The 18305-nt window shown below is 60.5% G+C and carries 13 protein-coding genes and 1 rRNA gene; 10 read left to right on the forward strand and 4 right to left on the reverse strand.

Annotation, left to right across the window (positions count from 1 at the left end):
• The first annotated feature begins 79 nt into the window (after positions 1 to 79).
• Positions 80 to 418 (forward strand): tryptophan synthase subunit beta, encoded by a 339-nt coding sequence (locus AC07N4_RS21610; RefSeq protein ID WP_096823040.1) that lies wholly within the window; start codon positions 80 to 82, stop codon positions 416 to 418.
• A gap of 49 nt (positions 419 to 467) precedes the next feature.
• Here the strand turns inward: AC07N4_RS21610 and lapD are convergent, their stop codons facing one another.
• On the reverse strand, positions 468 to 2411 hold the full coding sequence (gene lapD / locus AC07N4_RS21615) for a cyclic di-GMP receptor LapD (protein ID WP_192559435.1): 1944 nt from the start codon (positions 2409 to 2411) through the stop codon (positions 468 to 470).
• 14 nt (positions 2412 to 2425) lie between these two features.
• Entirely contained in the window at positions 2426 to 3118 is a 693-nt protein-coding gene (gene lapG, locus AC07N4_RS21620; RefSeq protein WP_096823042.1) for a cysteine protease LapG, read from the reverse strand.
• A 196-nt stretch (positions 3119 to 3314) separates the two neighbouring features.
• Here lapG and AC07N4_RS21625 point away from each other — a divergent pair, with 196 nt between their 5' ends.
• From AC07N4_RS21625 to AC07N4_RS21645, 5 genes are all read left to right on the forward strand, one after another.
• A complete protein-coding gene (locus AC07N4_RS21625) occupies positions 3315 to 4025 on the forward strand; it encodes a GntR family transcriptional regulator (RefSeq protein ID WP_096823043.1) in 711 nt (236 codons plus the stop codon).
• 753 nt (positions 4026 to 4778) lie between these two features.
• The gene (locus tag AC07N4_RS21630) at positions 4779 to 5552 is read left to right on the forward strand and encodes a DUF3050 domain-containing protein (protein ID WP_096823044.1); all 774 of its coding nucleotides are present in this window, start codon (positions 4779 to 4781) and stop codon (positions 5550 to 5552) included.
• Positions 5549 to 6478, forward strand: a complete 930-nt coding sequence (locus AC07N4_RS21635) for a diiron oxygenase (protein WP_127796537.1) — start codon at positions 5549 to 5551, stop codon at positions 6476 to 6478. Before AC07N4_RS21630 ends, AC07N4_RS21635 begins: the two co-directional genes overlap by 4 nt.
• Positions 6479 to 6491: 13 nt before the next feature.
• Positions 6492 to 9881 (forward strand): amino acid adenylation domain-containing protein, encoded by a 3390-nt coding sequence (locus tag AC07N4_RS21640; RefSeq protein WP_493065927.1) that lies wholly within the window; start codon positions 6492 to 6494, stop codon positions 9879 to 9881.
• Between the two features lie 23 nt (positions 9882 to 9904).
• Positions 9905 to 10372 carry an SRPBCC family protein gene (locus AC07N4_RS21645; RefSeq protein ID WP_102620528.1) on the forward strand — a complete coding sequence of 156 codons (468 nt, stop codon included), beginning with the start codon at positions 9905 to 9907 and terminating at the stop codon, positions 10370 to 10372.
• A gap of 59 nt (positions 10373 to 10431) precedes the next feature.
• Here AC07N4_RS21645 and AC07N4_RS21650 read toward each other — a convergent pair whose 3' ends face one another.
• The gene (locus AC07N4_RS21650; protein WP_085712595.1) at positions 10432 to 12312 is read right to left on the reverse strand and encodes a methyl-accepting chemotaxis protein; all 1881 of its coding nucleotides are present in this window, start codon (positions 12310 to 12312) and stop codon (positions 10432 to 10434) included.
• A 311-nt stretch (positions 12313 to 12623) separates the two neighbouring features.
• Here AC07N4_RS21650 and AC07N4_RS21655 point away from each other — a divergent pair, with 311 nt between their 5' ends.
• The 4 genes from AC07N4_RS21655 to AC07N4_RS21670 all read left to right on the forward strand — a co-directional run bounded on the left by AC07N4_RS21655 (position 12624) and on the right by AC07N4_RS21670 (position 17980).
• Positions 12624 to 13124 (forward strand): sigma-70 family RNA polymerase sigma factor, encoded by a 501-nt coding sequence (locus tag AC07N4_RS21655; RefSeq protein ID WP_493065928.1) that lies wholly within the window; start codon positions 12624 to 12626, stop codon positions 13122 to 13124.
• Positions 13124 to 14137 carry a FecR domain-containing protein gene (locus tag AC07N4_RS21660; protein WP_493065929.1) on the forward strand — a complete coding sequence of 338 codons (1014 nt, stop codon included), beginning with the start codon at positions 13124 to 13126 and terminating at the stop codon, positions 14135 to 14137. The genes AC07N4_RS21655 and AC07N4_RS21660 overlap by 1 nt, the downstream gene beginning before the upstream one ends.
• Positions 14138 to 14223: 86 nt before the next feature.
• A complete protein-coding gene (locus AC07N4_RS21665) occupies positions 14224 to 16725 on the forward strand; it encodes a TonB-dependent siderophore receptor (RefSeq protein ID WP_493065930.1) in 2502 nt (833 codons plus the stop codon).
• Between the two features lie 76 nt (positions 16726 to 16801).
• Positions 16802 to 17980: a PepSY-associated TM helix domain-containing protein gene (locus AC07N4_RS21670; RefSeq protein WP_493065931.1), complete on the forward strand. Its 1179-nt coding sequence runs from the start codon at positions 16802 to 16804 to the stop codon at positions 17978 to 17980.
• Between the two features lie 73 nt (positions 17981 to 18053).
• Here the strand turns inward: AC07N4_RS21670 and rrf are convergent.
• Positions 18054 to 18169 (reverse strand): 5S ribosomal RNA (gene rrf, locus AC07N4_RS21675).
• Between the last annotated feature and the right edge of the window lie 136 nt (positions 18170 to 18305).

The following is an 18305-nucleotide window of genomic DNA, read 5'->3' on the forward strand; positions in this document are numbered from 1 at the left end:
CGTCGGCGCACCGCATACTCGCGCGCAGTTGGCTATGCTGCTGACAGCATGACGCGGGTTCATTTCTGAGGGATGCTCAATGTTTTACGTGCAACGCGATGCGCAGGGTCAGTTGGTTCGCGTGGAAGCTGCCGCCTGGGCCGAGGCCACGGAAACGCTGCCGGCCGACCACCATGAAATCCAGGCCTGGTTTGCCAATGCCGCGGTGGAAAACAGCCTCAAGCAGCTCAAGCAGAGCGACCTGGAAATGATCCGGGTACTCGACGACCTGATTCAGGTGCTGACCAGCAAAGGCGTGATCCGCGTCACCGACCTGCCGCCGGCGGCCCAGGCCAAGTTGATGGACCGTACCCAGGCCCGGGAAGCGCTGGGCGGGTTGAGTCAGTTGATCGATGATGAAGAGACCGGGTTGATCTGATCTTTTTGTACTGTCCGTGCCCACGCTATGCGTGGGAACGGACAGTTCATCACCAGGGTTTTGGCTCACCGAAGAGCTGTCCCTGAACCCCGTACAAGCCCATCTCGCGAATCACCGACAATTCCCCTTCCGTCTCGACCCGCTCGGCAATCAACGGCAGATCGATGCTGTGCGCCGCACGCTGGATCGCCTCGATGAACAGACGTTTGTCACTTTCCTGATCGATCGCCCGAATGTAGCTGCCATCGATCTTCAAGTACGCCAGCCCCAATCGCGCCAGGTTGCCGATCATGCTGAAGCGCCCGCCGAAGCGTTGCAGGCTCAGGGAGAAACCGAGTTCGCGCAGGCGGCGGGTCAACTGTTCCAGCACCGCTTGTTCCGGCAATTGCTCCTCGCCGATTTCCAGGGTCAGACGCGGCCCCAGATTGGAGTGCGAGCGCAGAATCTCGAAGACTTTGTTCAGCGCCTGTGGGTCGGCCAGGGTCGCCGACGACAGGTTCAGCGCCAGGGATTCTTCATGGCCGGCCATTTGCTCCAGCACCCGCTCGAGCATCAGTCGGTCCAGCCGCGCGGTCCAGCCAAAGCGCTCCAGCCACGGCAGGAAGCGTCCGGCGGGAATGGTCTGGCCCTGCTCGTCGAGCAAGCGTGACAGCACCTTGTAATGCAGCACCAGTTGCGTGTCCTGCGCCGCCACTACCGGCTGGAAGAACAGCTCGAAACGCCGCTGGCTCAGGGCCTGATCGAGCAGGCGATGCCAGGCGTGGTGATCGTCACCGACGTCCGCCACCAGGCTCTGATCGAGACACGCCCAGTTCTGCTCGCCCTGCCCTTCGGCCTGGGCCAGTGCCTGATCGCCGAGGCTGAGCACCGCTTGCGGCGAATCGCCGTGGGCGAACGGTGCGAGGCCGATGGAGGCCACGGCCGCCACGTCGGTGGCGCCTGTCGCATGCAGGCTGCTCAGCGCACTGTCGAGGCTTTGCGCCAGTTGCAGCGCTTCTTCCCGCGTCAGGCCCGGCGCCAGCACGGCGAATTCACCGCCGCGAATACGTGTGACGAGATTCTGGGTTTCCGGGTATTTGGCGCACTCGCGGGAAAGCTGCTCGCCGACTGCCTTGAGCAATTCATCGGTGCGTTGACCGCCGAGGCGCTGGTTCAGCCCGGCCAGATCCTTGACCCGCAACAGCAGCAGATAACCGGAGCTGGCCTGCTCCGGGTTGCTCACCCGGGCGTTCAGTTGCATCTCGAAATAGCGCCGGTTGGCCAGCCCCGTGAGGTTGTCCTGATAGGACTCGGTGCGCAGTTTTTCACTGCGTTCGGCCTGCTCCTGGAACAGCGCCTTGAGCTTCTCGACCATCTGGTTCATGGCCAGCACTACGCGACGCAATTCAGGTGTGCGCGGCAGGTCCGGCAGGCTGAGGAACTCGCGACGGGCGATGGCGTGGGATTGCTTGACCATGTAATCCAGCGGCCTCAGTTGCCGACGCAGCAACAGCGCGCCGAGCACCGCACTCACCGCGCCGCAGACCAGCAGCCAGCCAAGGCTGCCCAGGGCGCTCTGCCAGAGTTTGGCCAGGGCGAACATCGGGTGGCTGACCACCTCGACCCGCGCCGCCTGCTCCCAGCCACGGCTGACCAGCGCATCGCCACCGGCCGGCTCCAGACCGATCAGTTTGACGAACCAGTCCGGCACGTTGGTGACCGCCGGAATGCCGTTGCGCTCGACGATGGTCTGGTCGGTCTTCAGATCGACCACGCGGATGCTCGAGTAGTAACCGCTGTCGAAGATCGAACTGACCAGCAGCTCGACCATCGCCGGGTCGTCGATATTCGGCGTCAGCGACAGCGCCAGCGCCGTGGCGGCGTCCTGGGCGTGGGAGCGCAACTGATTGACGTACTGGGTGCGCGAGCTTTCCAGACTGACCATGAAGCTGCCGGTGAAGGCGACCACCAGGAACAGACAGATAGCGATCAACAGCTGTTTGAACAAGGACATCTGAGCGCGTGCTCCTAGTTAGTCGTCTCGACCGGGAATCCTTCGGCCTGCATTTTCTTCAACACATCCTGCCAGCGTGACAGACGTTTGGTGTCGCCGACCTTCTTGTTGCCCTTCGCTCCCGGCAGGTACAGACCTTCGGCATTGAAAGAGTAGACCGGCAGCAAATCGGTTCGCTCGGACGCCGGCTTGATCGGGTCGATCAGGCTGTCGAGCACCAGTGGCATGGCGTCAGGGCTGGAATAGTAAGTCAGGACCATGTGCGCGCGGTTCTGGCGCAAGGCCTTGACGTAGGTGATGCGTAACTTGTCACTGGCCACCCCCAGATGGCGCAGGCTGAAATACTTGGCGATCGCATAGTCTTCGCAATCGCCGGCACCTTTCCACAAGGCTTCGATGGGGGTTTCCCAATAATCGACTTCACCCCACAGGTCGATATCTTCGACGTAGCGCATCTGTTTGTTGAAAAACAGGTTCACCACTTTGAGCTTTTCCATTTCGCTGACCTGCTTCTGCGTGGCCAGCAGATTCTGCCAGGCATCGATCCGTTGCTGTCCGGCGCCCAGAGGGCCGTACAACGCCGTAGCCTTGCGACTGATCGCAGAAAAATCCCAATCGGCATGCAGACCGCCCAGCATGGCGCCGGCCAGCAGCAGCGCGCAGGCAAGCCAGCGCACAATCCGAGGGATCGCGAAACGTACCGCCAATGCAAGGCATCCAGGGCAGGGAAGAAAGGCGTTTGATGGTGAAGGTTAGTCCAGCAAAAAACAATGGCACCCTGAGATCATCGCTGGCGCGCTAAACTTCAGATATGACAGGGTTCTTCTACACGGTTTGACAACCTGTAGAGCAATCACTAGTGTCCTTTGGATCCAAATTCAGCCGTCAACAGGGTGTGCAGTTGTGACCCAGAAGCCCAAGCCACTCCACAGCATCAAAGTCGAAGGCCCGATTCCCGCGCACCTGGCGCGTTCGGTCATCGAAGAAACCCTGCGCTCGGCGATCCTCGATGGTCGCCTGCCGTGCGGCACCGCCGTGCGCCAGCAAGACCTGGCGGATCTGTTCGGCGTCAGCCGCATGCCGGTGCGCGAAGCCTTGCGTCAGCTGGAAGCCCAGGGCCTGCTGAGCGTGGTTGCGCACAAAGGGGCCGTCGTGGCGCCGCTGATTCAGGGTGACGCGACCGAAACCTATGAGCTGCGCATCCTGCTGGAATCCGAAGCGCTGCGCCAGTCGATCCCGCTGCTGACCCCTGCCGATCACGATCGCGCCGCCGGCTACATCGAAGAGCTGGAAACCGAGCACGACTACACCGAGATCGGCCGGCTCAACCGTCTGTTCCACATGGCGCTTTACTGCAAATCCCCGAACGGCCGACTGCTGCGGCTGGTCGAGGATGGCTTGAATGAAGAGGAACGCTTCCTGCGTTTCAACCTCGAGGCCATGGGCCTGGGCAAACTGTCCCAGGACGATCACCGGGCGCTGCTGCAGGCCGTTAAAGAACGCGACACCCAACAGGCGGTGATGCTTCTGGAGCAGCACCTCAATCGGGGTGTCGAGGTGATCACTCGCTATCTGGCCAGCTCCGCCTCCAAAAGCCGCCAGGCGGCACTCTGAAAGTCCCCTCCCGGGTGAGCCCCCACTCCCCCGGCGAATAACCCGCTTACAAATCCCCACGCCGATCACGCTCAATTGCCGTGGCACTTCGGCGCCTGCGCTCTAACCTCCCCCTGCTTCGAACAGCCCGGAATTTGCACCGCAAGGAAGTCATTTTCGACGATAGCCGCGGCGCCGATTTACGCGCACCCTTGAATCGCCAACCCACTATAGAACGGGGACGCGCCGCCCCGGCAGCAGTCTCCGCACCAGGAACCTACGGAAGGAGCCTTGTCACGGGAAAAGGAAGATTCGCCGCCGTATCAGGCCAACTTCATCCCCTCAGATCATTTCAATTACTTCATTAGAAAGTTGCTTCGAGTGAGGCATTCACTCTTGTTATTCAATTTTGGCCTTTAAACGCCGAAAGGAGCAACTACGCCCAAATAAAACTCAACTTAAAAGTTTTATAAGCCTCGCTCATACTTGAAAAACGGCCAACTTAAATTAATTGAAAATATACTTGTTAAGTTGTTTTGCGATGTATTAGTTTTTCTACGCCAGGTTTTGCAGCGAACCGACAAACCGGCGAGACCCAGCAATATGGCCCAGTTCACAGCCGCCTTCAGCGGTATGCCGTTGTACCTGGGCTTTCAATGAAACTTTAACTTTCATCGAAACGAATGAGGCTATCGCTCGCCTGGAAACTATATCCAACGTTGTTAGCCATTGATTGAGAAGTCCCTATATCCCTATAAGCCAGAGGCTCGCATCATGCCAACTAAAGAACAACTCGCCCAAAAGAAAGCCGAACTCAGCGTTCACCCGATCTTCTCCGAAATCGATTCGCTGTCAGTGTTGCGACGCTTCATGGAGTCCCACGTATTTGCCGTGTGGGACTTCATGTCGCTGACCAAACGACTGCAACAGGAACTGACGTGCACCCGCCTGCCGTGGCTGCCGCCGCGCGATCCGCACGCCGCGCGGCTGATCAATGAAATCGTGCTCGGCGAAGAGTCGGACGATCGGCTGTCACACGGGCATTACAGTCACTTCGAGTTGTACCTGGATGCGATGCGCGAGGTCGGTGCGAGCACCTCGGCGGTGGAGCGTTTCGTCGCGCTGCAACAGGAAGGCGTGAGCTATGACGTTGCGTTGCAAAGTGTCGACGTCGACCCGGCCGCCGCGCAGTTCGTCCGCGACACCTTGCACACCGCGCTGCATGCGCCAGGGCACAGCGTCGCCGCCGCCTTCCTGCATGGCCGCGAGAGCGTGATCCCGACCATGTTCCAGCGCATGCTCGATGCCTGGGGCATCGGTGTCGAACAGGCGCCGACCTTCCGTTACTACCTGGAACGACACATCGAGGTCGACTCCGAAGACCACGGCCCGGCAGCGGAGCAACTGTTGGAGCGACTGGTCGATGGCGATCCGCAGCGTGAAGCCGAGGTCTACGCCAGCGCCGTCGCCGCCGTGGAAAGCCGCATCGCCCTGTGGGACGGCCTGCGCCTGAGCATGCGCGAGCCGTTGGCGGAGGTGGCTGAATGAACGCCGCCGACTACCAATCCTTCGCCGACGCCTGGGAAAGCCGCGCCACCATCCGCACCCGGCCGCGCCGCGTGCTGGAGGACGACGCGCGGCTGATCTACCCGCTCAGTCGCCAGCCGTTGGTGCTCAGTGAAACCTTCCTGCGCGAATGCCCCGAGCAACGGGACTTTGCGCTGGTGCAGACGCTGTACAAATTCATCAACGACGTGGTGATTTTCGAGACTGAGATCGTCGACAAGACCGCCCGCAGCATCGCCAAGAACCGCTTCGCCGTGGCCTTCCCGTTCGCCTGTCGCTACGACGCCATGACCGTGGTGGTGGACGAGGATTACCACGCGCTGGTGGCGATGGATTTCATGCAGCAGACCGTGGCCATGACCGGCATCGAGCCCATCGAGTTGCCGAATGAAATCGAACTGAGCCGGGCGATTCCGGCCGCCGTCGAATTGGCCCCCGAGCACCTGCGCAGCGCCGTGGAGCTGATCTGCGTCGCCATCGCCGAGAACACCGTGACCGGCGATGTTGCGGCATTCGCCCGGGACGACACGGTCAAGCCGTCGATCAAGGGGCTGATGGCCGACCACTTGCTCGACGAGGGTCGCCATTCGAGTTTCTGGGCGCGGATGGTGCGCATCTACTGGCACACCGCAAGCGATGCAGATCGCGAATGCATCGCGCAGATCCTGCCGGTGTTCATCGGCCACTACCTGACCAACGACATACAGAAGTCATTCGACCTGCGCCTGATCGATGCCTTGCCGGTCAACGACGCAACCCGCCGCGCACTGAAAGACGAGATGGCCGGGCTGGCCTTCCCGATCAATCGCCACCACCCGCTGGTGGGCAACATCGTGCGGTTTTTCCACAACAGCTCACTGCTCGACACACCGTGCGTACAGCACGCCCTGCGCGACTACCTGGTTTGACAAGGAGGCTGACATGAGACGTCTCGACATTTTGCTGATGGGCCGCAGCCAGGCCTTGACCGACCTGGCGCAGGAGCTCGAACAACACGGTCATTCATTGCTGACGCAAGCGGCTCCGTCGATGGACCTGGTGATTGATGACGGCAGCCTTGCGCCACAGGATCACGGCGCGACACCGCACCTGACCTTGCGTCTGGGAATTGGAGCAACAGGCGTCGGCGGACTGCCGGTGCTCGATCTCCTTTGCGTCTGCAACTCGACACTGCTGAGCCGCGTGCCGATTGCCGACGAGTCCTCCGGCAACGGTCAGGCCCTGCGCCAGCGAACACTGGCGCTAGTGGTGGATGAAGTAGCGCTATTGGTCAGCCGTTTCTCCCGCGATGCCGAGTATTTCCAGCACGCAGAGACGGCCCGTGCGCCGGACTTCGAGCAGGTGGAAAACCTGCTGTTTCTCGACAGCCTGGCCTATGTGCATCGCTTCAACGCCACGGCCAACCCGCCGTTGCTGCAACAGGCACAGACTCCGGTGATCGAGCGGCTGCAACAGAGTCTGATCGAGCATGCGGAGCGCCCGGCGCTGCACCTCGCCGAGCAGTCGATCAGCTATCGCCAGTTGCATGATCACAGCCGGGCGATCCAGCAACGGTTGCTGGCAATGCTGGAGACACAACCGCAACCGTGGGTGGTGGGGATTTGCCTGCCGAAATGCGATGCGCTGTTCGCTTCGATCCTGGCGGTTCTCGGCAGCGGCGCGGTGTACCTGCCGCTGGAGCCGAGCCATCCGCTTCAGCGCCAGCAGTACATTCTGGAAAACGCCGGGGCGGTGTTGCTGCTGCACGACGGCGAACATCCGCTGAGCGCTTCGATGCCGGGGCTGGATGTCAGCCGCATCGACAGCACTGACGCCGATCTGTCGTTGCCGTTGATGCGTCGTCGGCCTGAGCTCGATGCGCCGTGCATGGCGCTCTACACCTCTGGCACCACCGGGCATCCGAAGGGTGTGCTGCTCAGCCAGGCGAACCTTGCGCACTTCACCGCGTGGTACGCCGATTACGTGCAGTTGCACGCCGAGAGTCGGGTGTTGCAGTTCTCGTCGCTGAGTTTTGACTCTTCATTGATCGACATCTTCCCGACCTTGCTCGAAGGCGCGGAACTGGTGGTGCCCGACGACAACCAGCGCCGCGATCCGCTGCAACTGGTGGCGCTGATCCGCCGCCGACAACTGACTCACGCCTTCCTGCCGCCAGCGCTGTTGAGCATCCTGCCGCTGGAGCAACTGCAAAGCGTCGGGCAGATCATGACCGGCGGCGATGTCTGCGAGCCGTTCGTGATTGAACAGCTGACGCGCCAGGGCAAGCTGCACAACCTCTACGGCCCCACCGAAGCCACGGTGTTGATCACCGCGCGGCAACTGCAACCGGGTGACAGCAATCGCACCCTCGGCGGACCGATCGCCAACAGCCAGGTGCTGATTCTCGATGACGATCTACAACCGGTGGCCGAGCAAACGGTAGGCGAACTGTTCATCGTCGGCCCGGGTGTATGCCTGGGTTACCTGAACAATCCACAGCAGACGGCGGAGCGCTATCTGAACCTGGAATTGCCGGACGGCCAGCGTCTGCGCGCCTATCGCAGCGGCGACATGGCCAAGTGGGACGAGGACGGCATCGAGCTGTGCGGACGCCGCGACAATCAGGTGAAGATCCGCGGCTTCCGGGTCGAGCCGGAAGAGATCGAACGGTGCCTGCGCGAGAGTCAGCTGTATCGGCAAATCGCCGTGGTGATCGACAGTCAGCGACGGATTCTGGCGTTCCTCGCCCAGCCGCAATCAGACGCCGCCCGTGATGCGCTGAAGGCACACGCCCAGCAGTTTTTGCCCGACTACATGCAACCGGTAGCGTGGACGGAACTGCCGACCATGCCATTTGCCGCCAACGGTAAAGTCGATCGCAAGGCCTTGCTGGAGCTGCCGGTCAGCGTGCAGGACAGCGGCCCCAAATGCCTGCCGGCCAACGCCGACGAAGCGCTGCTGCTGGAGATCTGGGGCGAGTTGCTGGAGCTGCCGACCAGCGACATTTCCACTGACGAAAGCTTCTTCAATCTCGGTGGTCACTCGATTCTGCTGTCGCGCATGCTCCTGCGTCTGCGGGAGGAATTCGGCCGCAGCATCTCCATCAACCGCTTCATCGAACTGCCGACCATCGCCAAGCTCGCCACACTGGTGCGCGGCACCGATGACAGCGCGGTGCTCAGTGCCCAGGCGATGGCCGATGCCGAGCGACCGCTGGAAATCGAACCGTTGCCGATCAGCCGCATGGGCGATGTGCACAAGGTGATCGTCACCGGCGCCAACAGTTTTGTCGGCGTGCACATCGTCGAGGCGTTGTTGGGTTGGGGCGCCAGCGAGGTGGCGTGCCTGGTGCGCGACGGCGGCGGGCAAACGGCGGCGCAGCGCTTTGCCCATTCGTTGCGAGAGAACCGGCTGGAGCATCTGGACCTGAGTCGGGTGCAGGTCTATTCGGCCGACATCACCCGGCCGCAATTGGGCCTGGCCGATAGCGATTTCGAGCGACTGGATCGGGAGTTCGGCGCGCTGGTACACAACGCCGCCAACGTCAATCACGTCCTCGACTACGAGTCGCTGGCGACGGACAACGTCGAGCCGATTTTCGAACTGCTCAGGCTGTGCGAAGGGCGCAGCAAGAAGGTCTTCAACTTCGTCTCGACGCTGTCGGCCTCCAGCACTGTCGACGACGCAGGCCGGGTGCTGGAATTGCCCGCAGCACCGACGCCGCCGATCTACATCCGCAACGGCTACAACCTGTCGAAATGGGTCGGTGAACGCATCCTCGAACGGGCGCGGGAACGCGGGGTGCGGGTCAATCTGTATCGGCCCGGCAACATCAGTTTCAACAGCCTCAGCGGCGTCTGCCAGCCGCACAAGAACCGTTTGATGCTGATGCTCAAGGGCTCGATCCAGCTCGGGCAGGTGCCGGCCTTCGCGCTGAACTTCGACCTGATGCCGGTGGACTTTCTCGCCCGTTTCATCGCCTTCCACGCCAGCCGTTATTCGGCCGAACGGGCGGTGTTCAACCTGCATAACCCAGAACCTCTGAGCTGGGATGCCTACGTCGCGTCATTCCGCGAAACCGGCAGCGAATTTTCGCTGGTCAGCGTCGCCGACTGGCAACAGCAATTGGGCCGGGTCGATGCCGACAACGCGCTGTTCGGCGTGCTCGGTTTCTACCTCAACGGCTTCGAGGAAGACATCGGCGACATCTCCCTGATCGGCCATGCCAACGCCCAGGCCGGCGTGCAGCAGATGGGCGCGCACTACCCGGAAAAATCCCCGGCGCTGCTGCGCCGCGGCTGCGACTACCTGAAAGAAATCAACTTCATCTGAATCAACCACCAAGGAGCAACACCATGAGCAATCTTCAACCCGACACCCTGATCAAGAACCCTCACGGCTGCCACGTCGTGTCTTCAGTGGAAGTACCGGTGGACGCCAAACAAGTGTGGGCGGTGGTCGGCAAATTCGACGGCTTCGACCGTTTCATTCCGGCGCTGTCGCACATCGAGATGACCGGTGAAGGCGTGTCTTCGCTGCGCAAGAAGTTCTTCAAGGATGGCAACGTAGTGGTCGAGCAACTCAACTCCCGGGATGACCAGGCGCTGAACATGACCTGGACCACGATCTACAACACCCTGGGCGTGGCCAATCTATGGGCGGCGATGAATGTGGAGTCGCTGGGCGCGGGCAAGTCGCGGGCGACCTGGACGATCATTGCCGAGCCGGCTTCCGGCGGCCCTGAGGCGCTGCCGGGGTTCAAGGATTTCGTGCAAGGGTTTGCCGATGACGCGATGGGCAATGTGCTGAAGCTGTTTGTATAAGGCATGAAAAAGCCCGCTGCGGATCACTCCGCAGCGGGCTGTTTTTTGATCGCAAGCGATCAGATCTTGAAGCTGTCGACCAGTTGTTTCAAACGGTTGGCCTGCTGCGACAACGCATCGCAATCCTTCAACGTTTCATTGAGGTTGGCCACGCTCTGCTGGTTCAGCAGGTTGATCTGGTTGACGTCGACGTTGAGGGTTTCCACCACCGCAGTCTGCTCTTCGGTAGCCGCTGCCACCGACTGGTTCATGCCGTCGATTTCGCCGATGCGCTGGGTCACGCTGACCAGACGCAGACCGGCCTGGTTCGCCACTTCAACGCTCTCTTCGCTGGACGCCTGACTGGCGTTCATGGTGGTCACCGCTTCACGGGAGCCGACCTGCAGCGAGGTGATCATCTTGTGGATCTCTTCCGCCGATTCCTGGGTGCGGTGAGCGAGGTTGCGCACCTCGTCCGCCACCACCGCGAAACCGCGTCCGGCTTCACCGGCACGGGCCGCTTCGATGGCCGCGTTGAGCGCCAGCAGGTTGGTCTGCTGGGAGATGCCTTTGATCACATCGAGAATGTGGCCGATGTTGTCGGTGCTCGCATTCAGGGTTTCGATCTGGGTGCACGACAGGCTGATCTTTTGTGACAGCTCGGTCATCGCCTGAATCGTCTGCTCGACCACCTGACGCCCGTCATCGGCCTGCTCGCTCGCGCCGCTGGCGTGTTGCGAAGCATCGGCGGCGTTGCGGGCGATTTCCTGGGTGGCGGCACCCAATTGATTGATCGCCGCAGCCACGCTGTTGGTGCGCGCGCTTTGCTCGTCGGAACCGATGATCGAGGCGTTGGACGATGCCATCACCCGTTGCGACAGGTCGTGTACGTGGCGAGTCGCGGAAGACACTTCGGAGATGGAGGCGTGAATCCGCTCCACGAACTGGTTGAACGAACTGCCCAGCTCGCCGAACTCGTCTTTGCTTTCCACTACCAGACGACGGGTCAGATCGCCTTCGCCCTGGGCGATGTCCTGCATCGCACGGCCCATGGTGATCAGCGGACGCATCAGCACGGTGATCAACAGGCTCAGGAAGACCGCAATCGCGCCCACTGCGACGAACATCGCGATCAGTGCCGAAGTACGGAACTGGCTAAGTGCGGCGTAGGCCTTGTCGCGGTCGATCGACAGACCGATGTACCACTCGGCATTCGGCAGACCGGTGACCGGGGTGAACGACAGGATGCGCTCCTGACCGTTGAGCACCACGTTCTGGTTGCCCTTCTGGATACGCACATCAGCGTTCGGGTAGATGTCCTTGAGGTTCTTCATCACCTGGTCTTTGTCCGGGCTGACGATCACCTGACCGTCACCGCTGACCAGGAACGCGTGGCCCAGGCCACCGAAGTCCACCGAGTTGATGATCTTCACCAGGGTTTCCAGGCTCAGGTCACCGCCCACCACACCGAGCAGCTCGCCGTTCTTTTTCACTGGCATGGCGATGGTCACCACCAGACCGCCGACGGCAGCCATGTAAGGCGGGGTCAGCATGGTCTGGTCAGCGGCCACGGCCTGCTTGTACCAGGGACGCTGACGCGGGTCGTAGCCGTCCGGCATCTTCGCGTCAGGGCGCTGGGTGAACACACCGTTGGCCTGGCCGACGTAGGTGAACTGGAAGTTCGAGGTGAAAGCCGGTTGATCGACCAGCCCAGGGAAGTCGGCGTTCTTGCCTTGATGGGCGACGTTCTGCGCGAGGTTTTCCAGCACCAGAATCCGCCCGCTCATCCAGTTCTGCACACTGCTGGCGGTCAGGTCGCCGGCCTGCTGGACGGAGGACTGGAGGTTCTGGCGAATGGTGTTTCGCTGCAGATAGTCGTTGTACAGAGTGAACAGCGCGAACGCCAGGACCACGACGCCCGAGGCGGCCAACAGGATTTTATGGCTGAACTTGAGATTCATTTCATGGGACTTCTTATGCCAAAAGTGGGGATGCGTTCCGGATGCAACATTCCATGTACAGCGCAGGCAGCGTTCTGATGGCCGCTCTACTTTGGTGCACGCATGTCTCACCAGTCTGTCGGCACGCTTCGGAGAAAACTTAGCGCTTTGTAGGAAATGGACGGCATTTCTGCCAGATTCCCGCCGAACGGCGTGCCAGAGCGTTCGCCTGTCATTTTTTGATGACTGTTTTGCAGCGCCGGTTGCAAATTCTGTAACCCTTGATGACAATGCGACTAATTATCATTTGTGACGTTCGGGCTGTCGCGTTCATGTCCTCACCTGAGTTTGCAGTACAGGCGCTTTACAGTCGTCATCACAGCTGGCTCAACGGCTGGTTGCGCGCGCGGCTGGGCAATGCGGCCGATGCGGCGGATCTGGCCCAGGACACCTTCGTGCGTCTGCTGCAACGCACCGAACGTCTCGAACTCAAGGCGCCCCGCGCGTTTCTGCGCACCATCGCTCGTGGGTTGGTGATCGACCATTGGCGGCGCGAAGAAATCGAACGCGCGTATCTGGAAACCATCGCCCACCTGCCGGAAGCCGAAACACCCAGCGCCGAATCCCGCGCACTGGTGATCGAGTTGCTGGAAAGCATTGCCCGCATGCTTGAAGGACTGAAGCCAAAAGTACGTCAGGCGTTTCTGCTGGCGCAGTGCGAAGGTTTGACCCACAAGCAGATCGCCGAGCAGATGGGCCTGTCCTTGCGCTCGGTGGAGCGCTACGTCGCCGATGCGCTGTATCACTGCTACGTGCTGCGGTACGAAAGCTGATGCCGGTGGATAATGTGTCACTCGCCCGCCGCGCCGAGCCACCGCAACAAGTGGTCAAACAGGCGATCCACTGGCTGCTGCGCCTGCGTAATAACCACGGAAATCCGCGTCTGAACCACCAATGCGAACAGTGGCGCGCCGAACACCACGATCACGAACTGGCCTGGCAGCGGGTGCAGTCGTTGCAAAGTGAGCTGACCCAAAATCTGCGCGCCGTTCCGGGTGCGCAAGTGGCATTCAACACACTGGAAAACAGTGCGCAGAGCCTGGGTCGCCGTCAGGCATTGAAGCTGCTGTCCGGTGCGTTGTTGATGGGCTCCGCCGCGTGGCTGGCCAAAGACACGTCAGCCTGGCAGCAGTGGAGCGCCGATTACGCTACCGCCACCGGCGAGCGCCGCGGATTCCAGTTGCCCGACGGTACGCGGATCGAACTGAACACGGCCAGCGCCGTGGACCTCGATTACACCGCGCAACAGCGGCTGATCAAACTGACCCGGGGCGAGATCATCGTGACCTGCGGCGGCGCCGACGAAGGTTCGGGGATTGATCGACCGCTGCGAGTGCAAAATCGTCATGGCAGTTATGAGCCGTTCAACGCGCGGTTCATCCTGCGTCAGGAAGGTGATTGCACGCGCCTGAGCGTCACCAGTGGCCGGGTCGCGATTCATTCGCCGCGGACGAGCGATGGCGCTTCCACCGAGGTGCTTGCCGGTCAGAGTTATTTGATCGACCACCATCAAGTGCGTCCCGCTCCGCCGCTGGACATGGATGCCGGCGCCTGGATCGACGGGCTTATCGTGACGCGCAATATGCGCCTGGGCGACTTCCTCAATGAGGTTGGCCGCTACCGTCAGGGCTTCCTGAATTGCGCCCCGCAGGTGGCGGATCTGCGCTTGTCCGGCGTGTTCCGGCTCGATGACACCGACAAGTTGCTGGCAATTTTGCCGCAGACGCTGCCGGTGCAATTGCGCTATCGCACCCGCTGGTGGGTCACGCTGGAACGAGCAGTCTGAAATTTTTTGGCGGGTTTTCGCGGCAAGGCCGGCTTAGTCAGTAAGCACTTCAATTCAGCCTTCGCGACTTGCAACGGAAACCTACAATGACTGCGCGCGTTACCTGTAAGAACCCTCTGAATTTCACTGCCGAATCGGGCCTTCTGCGCCACGCCGTTCGTGCCGCGTTGTTCTCCACGGCACTGGGCGTCGGCCTGCTGCCGAACCTGAGCGTCGCGGCGAGCGGCAGTGAGGTCAGCAGCCATCGCTACAACATCGCCGCGGGGCCATTGGGCGAGGCGCTGAACCAGTTCGCGCGCCAGGCCGGCATCACGTTGTCGATGACCCCACAGCAGACTCAAGGCCGGCAATCACCCGGCGTACAGGGCGAGTATTCGACCGATCAGGCACTGAGTCATCTGCTCGGTGGCTCAGGGCTGGAGGCGGTCAGTCAGGACGGCAGCAGCTATGTGTTGCGCTCCGTCACGGAAACCGAAGCCCTGGCCCTGCCGACCACTGACATCAAAGGTTTTGCCCTCGGCAACGCACTGGGCAGCATGGACGGCTACAACGCAACGCACAGTCAGATCGCCACCAAAACCAGTACCGCGCTGCTGGAAACTTCGCAAAGCGTGTCCGTGGTCACCCGCGAGCAAATGGACGATCAGGGCTCGCAAACCGTGTCCCAGGCCATGCGCTACACCCCCGGTGTGCTGACCAACCCCTATGGCGCCACGCACCGTTACGACTACGTGGCGATGCGCGGCTTCAACGATGGCTCGGTGGATAACATCTACCTCGACGGCCTCAAGTCCATGGGCGACAGCGGCACCTACAGCACCATGCAGGTCGATCCTTATTTCCTCGAGCGCGTGGACATTCTCAAAGGCCCGTCGTCGGTGTTGTACGGCCGCAGTTCACCGGGCGGGCTGGTGGCGTTGACCAGCAAGAAACCGTTGTACGAGGCCTATCATCAGGTTCAGGCCACCGTTGGCACTCAGGGCCAGCGCGGTGTTGGTTTTGACTTCAGCGGCCCGGTCGATGACGACAAGCGCATCGCCTATCGTCTGATCGGTTTGACGGATCAGTCCGACACGCAATTCGACCACAACAAGGAAAAACGCTTCGCTCTCGCGCCGACGGTCAGCATCGATTTCAACGAAGACACTTCACTGACCCTGCAGGCGTATCTGCAACATGACCCGGATGGCGGCTATCACGGTGGCGTGCCGGCCGACGGCACGATTCATCAGCGCAACGGCAACCGGATCTCACCGCACTTCTTCGAAGGCGAACCGGGAGTCGATGGTTACTCCCGCGATCAGCAGTCGTTCGGCTATCAGTTCGAACATCGCTTCAACGACATCTTCACCGCGCGGCAGAACTTCCGTTACCTCGACTCTAAAGTGAACATGGATCAGGTGTACGCCTATGGCTGGACGTCGCCGACCAGCAACGAGCTGAACCGCTACTACACCGGCGGTGACGAGCGACTGCACGCGTTCATCGTCGACAACATGCTCCAGGCCGAATTCTTCACCGGTGCGACCAAGCACACGGTGCTGATGGGAGCGGATTACCAGCGACGCAAAACCGTGGTCGACTGGACCAGCGGTGGCCTGGCGCCGATCAATGCGTTCAACCCGGTGTACGGCAATTCCGCTATTACGCCGTACGGTGAGACCAGTTACCTGCGGCGCCTGGAGCAGACCGGGGTTTACCTGCAAGACCTGATTGAGATGGACAAATGGCGCTTCTCCCTCGGTCTGCGGCAGGACTGGGTAGAGACGTCCGAGGAGAACCGGATTGCCGAGGCGGGCCGTCCGGTCGGCACCGAGATCAGCGACAAGCGCACCAAACTGACGGGCCGTGTCGGGGCGCTGTACCTGTTCGATAACGGCCTGGCGCCGTACATCAGCTATTCGGAGTCGTTCAACCCCAACTCCTATGCCGACAGTGCCGGTAATCCACTGGCACCAACGGATGGCACGCAGTGGGAAGCGGGTCTGAAGTACCAGCCACCTGGCACCGACAATCTGTTCACGGCCTCGTTGTTCCGCATCGACCAGGAAAACCTGGCGACCAAACTGCCGCAGGAAAACTTCTATCGCGCTGTAGGCGCTGTCCGCTCTCAGGGTCTGGAACTGGAAGCGCACATGCAGTTGACCGATAACCTGAAAGTGCTCGGTAGCTACACCTTCACTGACATCGAGTACTCGAAGTCGATGGTCAGCACCCTGAGCACCCCGACAAACGTGATCGAGAATAAAGGCAACTCGCCAACCCAGGCACCGCGTCACATGGCATCGCTGTGGGCGGACTACAAGTTCGACAGTGCGGCGCTTGATGGCGTGCGAGTGGGCGGCGGTGTGCGTTACGTCGGCTACAGCTGGGCGGATGCAGAGAACACCATGAAGGTGCCGTCCTACACGTTGTTCGACGCGTCGATCGGTTATGACCTGGGCAAAGTTGGCTTGAAGGGTGTGGACGTACGCCTGAATGCGAACAACCTGACCAACGAATCCTACGTGGCCTCCTGCGCCAGTCTGAACTTCTGCTACATGGGCGAGGAGCGCAACGTCGCCGCCACGGTCAGCTACCAGTTCTAAGCCTTTGTCTTGTGCATAAAAAAGCCAGTCCCTGAGATTCAGGGACTGGCTTTGTCGTATTCGTGGGGAAAATTTCATGCGTTCGTTTCTGGTTTTACTGCACCGGTATATCGGGTTGGCCACGGCTGTGTTTCTGCTGCTGGCGGGAATCACCGGGAGCATTCTGGCGTTCAACCATGAGCTGGATGAGTGGCTGAACCCTGGGTTTTACACGGCGTCGGCCGAGGGGCAGCGTCTACCGCTAGGTGAGCTGGTCGATGCGGTGCAATCGGTACATCCGAGGCTGCAGGTCTGGTACATGGAGTATCCGAATGAGGCAGGTCACACAGCCTTGCTGGCGGCGGTTCCACGTAATGATCCGGCGACGGGCAAACCGTTCGATGAGCGTAATCAGGTGTTCTACCTCGACCCGGTCAGTGGCGAGCGAAAAGGCCAGCGTTACTGGGGTGAGTGCTGTTTCCAGCGTGAGAACTTCATTCCTTTCATTCTCGAGTTCCACTACAACCTGACACTGCCCGGGAACTGGGGTTTGCTGTTGATGGGATTGGTGGCCATTGCCTGGGTGATCGATTGCTTCATCGCTATCTGGCTGACTTTGCCGCGGGGTAAACCGTTCTGGAAGAAGTGGTCGACGGCCTGGAAGATCAAGGGCGGGCATGCCTATCGGCTCAACTTCGATCTGCATCGCGCGGGGGGCCTGTGGCTGTGGTTGTTATTACTGCCGATAGCCGTCAGCAGCGTGGCCATGAACTTGCCGAGTCAGGTCTTCAAACCAGTGGTGTCGCTGCTCTCTCCGATTGAACCGAGCGTGTATGAGGCCCGAGGGCGGATGCCTGCCGACGAACTGGGGTTCACTCGACTGAGTTATCAACAGGCCTACGAAAGGGCGCAGCAGGAGGGAAAAAGGTTGGGACTGACTGCGGCAATCGGTGAGTTGTATTACAGCTTTGAGTACAACTTCTACGGTGCGGGGTTTGGACAGCATGACACCGAGGCCCATGGTAAATCCTGGTTGTTTTTCCACGGTACGGACGGGCGATTACTGGGGCAGGAAATCGCAGGAGAAGGGACGTTGGGAGAGCGGTTTTATCGGTTGCAGTTGCCGATACATGGAGGACGGATCATAGGCTTTACCGGGCAAGTGATGATCGCGGTATTGGGTGTTCTGATTGCGGGGTTGTCGGGGACTGGCGTCTATATCTGGTGGCGCAAATGGCAGGCTCGTCGAAGCAGCAAGGCACGCAGAGCGGTTTGAAGATCGGACTTTTGTAGGCTCTGAAACAACAAAACCCCTGTCTGCGTTAGCAAACAGGGGTTTCGGAATTTAATCTTGACGATGACCTACTCTCACATGGGGAAACCCCACACTACCATCGGCGATGCATCGTTTCACTTCTGAGTTCGGGATGGGATCAGGTGGTTCCAACGCTCTATGGTCGTCAAGAAATTCTGTGACCAGCCCGTTACCACGGTAACGTGCCAGCAAAAACGGGAACTTCTACTAAAACAAAACCCCAACTGCTTTCGCAATTGGGGTTTCGGAATTTAATCTTGACGATGACCTACTCTCACATGGGGAA

Source organism: Pseudomonas sp. GW821-FHT09E04 (assembly GCF_059416185.1).

Bases quoted from the DNA above. Each gene is read 5' to 3' on its own strand.
- AC07N4_RS21640 (WP_493065927.1), top strand. From the start codon at position 6,492: ATGAGACGTCTCGACATTTTGCTGATGGGCCGCAGCCAGGCCTTGACC.
- AC07N4_RS21665 (WP_493065930.1), top strand. From the start codon at position 14,224: ATGACTGCGCGCGTTACCTGTAAGAACCCTCTGAATTTCACTGCCGAA.
- AC07N4_RS21630 (WP_096823044.1), top strand. From the start codon at position 4,779: ATGCCAACTAAAGAACAACTCGCCCAAAAGAAAGCCGAACTCAGCGTT.
- AC07N4_RS21645 (WP_102620528.1), top strand. From the start codon at position 9,905: ATGAGCAATCTTCAACCCGACACCCTGATCAAGAACCCTCACGGCTGC.
- AC07N4_RS21610 (WP_096823040.1), top strand. From the start codon at position 80: ATGTTTTACGTGCAACGCGATGCGCAGGGTCAGTTGGTTCGCGTGGAA.
- AC07N4_RS21660 (WP_493065929.1), top strand. From the start codon at position 13,124: ATGCCGGTGGATAATGTGTCACTCGCCCGCCGCGCCGAGCCACCGCAA.
- AC07N4_RS21635 (WP_127796537.1), top strand. From the start codon at position 5,549: ATGAACGCCGCCGACTACCAATCCTTCGCCGACGCCTGGGAAAGCCGC.
- AC07N4_RS21650 (WP_085712595.1), bottom strand. From the start codon at position 12,312: ATGAATCTCAAGTTCAGCCATAAAATCCTGTTGGCCGCCTCGGGCGTC.
- AC07N4_RS21655 (WP_493065928.1), top strand. From the start codon at position 12,624: ATGTCCTCACCTGAGTTTGCAGTACAGGCGCTTTACAGTCGTCATCAC.
- AC07N4_RS21670 (WP_493065931.1), top strand. From the start codon at position 16,802: ATGCGTTCGTTTCTGGTTTTACTGCACCGGTATATCGGGTTGGCCACG.
- lapD (WP_192559435.1), bottom strand. From the start codon at position 2,411: ATGTCCTTGTTCAAACAGCTGTTGATCGCTATCTGTCTGTTCCTGGTG.